Consider the following 1,202-nt stretch of genomic DNA (forward strand, 5'->3'; position numbering starts at 1 on the left):
TCTATTAAGACACAAAAATGAAAGGTGGAAAGGTTATAATAAACTAGACACAAAGTTAAGAGAAATCGTGGAAAGGTTTATTATGGCAAGAAGAAAATTCGATAAACAATTTAAAAATTCTGCAGTAAAACTCATTCTTGAAGAGGGTTACTCTGTTAAAGAAGTCAGCCAAGAGCTTGAGGTTCATGCCAATAGTCTTTATCGCTGGGTTCAAGAAGTTGAAGAATATGGAGAAAGTGCTTTTCCAGGCAATGGGACAGCCCTAGCTAATGCCCAACATAAGATTAAATTGTTAGAGAAAGAAAATCGTTATCTTCAGGAGGAACTTGAACTTCTAAAAAAGTTCCGGGTCTTCTTGAAGCGAAGCAAGTAAAACGTTTTGAATTTCTCTTGAAACATCATGGGAAGATAAAAATTAAGCATGCAGTAAAAGTTCTTAAGGTTTCTCGCTCAGGTTTCTATGAATACATGCATCGTCGTCCTTCAAAACAACAAGTGGAGAGAGAAATTCTCTCAGAGAAGATAAAAGCTGTCTTTCATGAGCATAAGGGACGCTATGGTGCGGTTAGAATTACCAAGGTACTTCATAATACTGGTATTATGACCAACACGAAACGTGTTGGGAAACTGATGCACTTGATGGGACTTTATGCCAAGGGAAGCCGTTATAAATATAAACATTACAACAGAAAAGGAGCTTCGCTTTCAAGACCCAATTTAATTAATCAGATCTTTAAAGCAACAGCTCCTAATAAAGTATGGCTGGGAGACATGACCTATATCCCTACCAAAGAAGGCACCTTATACTTAGCCGTGAATATCGACGTTTTTTCACGTAAGATTGTAGGCTGGTCAATGTCTTCACGGATGCAAGATAAACTGGTGAGGGATTGCTTCTTACAAGCTTGTGGGAAAGAACATCCTCAGCCTGGCTTGATTGTCCATACTGATCAAGGGAGTCAATATACAAGCTCTCGTTATCAATCTACTCTTCGTCAAGTCGGTGCTCAATCTAGCATGAGTCGTAAAGGAAATCCCTATGACAATGCAATGATGGAGTCTTTTTATAAGACGCTAAAGAGGGAGCTTATTAATGATGCTCATTTTGAGACAAGAGCTGAGGCTACTCAAGAAATATTTAAATACATTGAGACCTATTACAATACAAAAAGGATGCATTCAGGTCTTGATTACAAGTCTCC

1 protein-coding gene is annotated in these 1,202 nt (G+C 38.1%); it reads left to right on the forward strand.

Annotated features, from left to right (window positions below; genetic code table 11):
* Positions 1-82: 82 nt before the first annotated feature.
* Positions 83-1,202 (forward strand): IS3 family transposase gene (locus AB0C76_RS41455; protein ID WP_359975996.1). Its coding sequence is split into 2 segments (ribosomal slippage), with 1,121 coding nucleotides annotated over them: positions 83-335 and positions 335-1,202; the frame shifts between segments, so codons are not numbered across the junction. This gene is flagged as partial in the annotation.

It is taken from the genome of Kitasatospora sp. NPDC048722 (assembly GCF_040650235.1).
In the GTDB taxonomy this organism is placed as follows: Bacteria; Actinomycetota; Actinomycetes; order Streptomycetales; family Streptomycetaceae; genus Kitasatospora.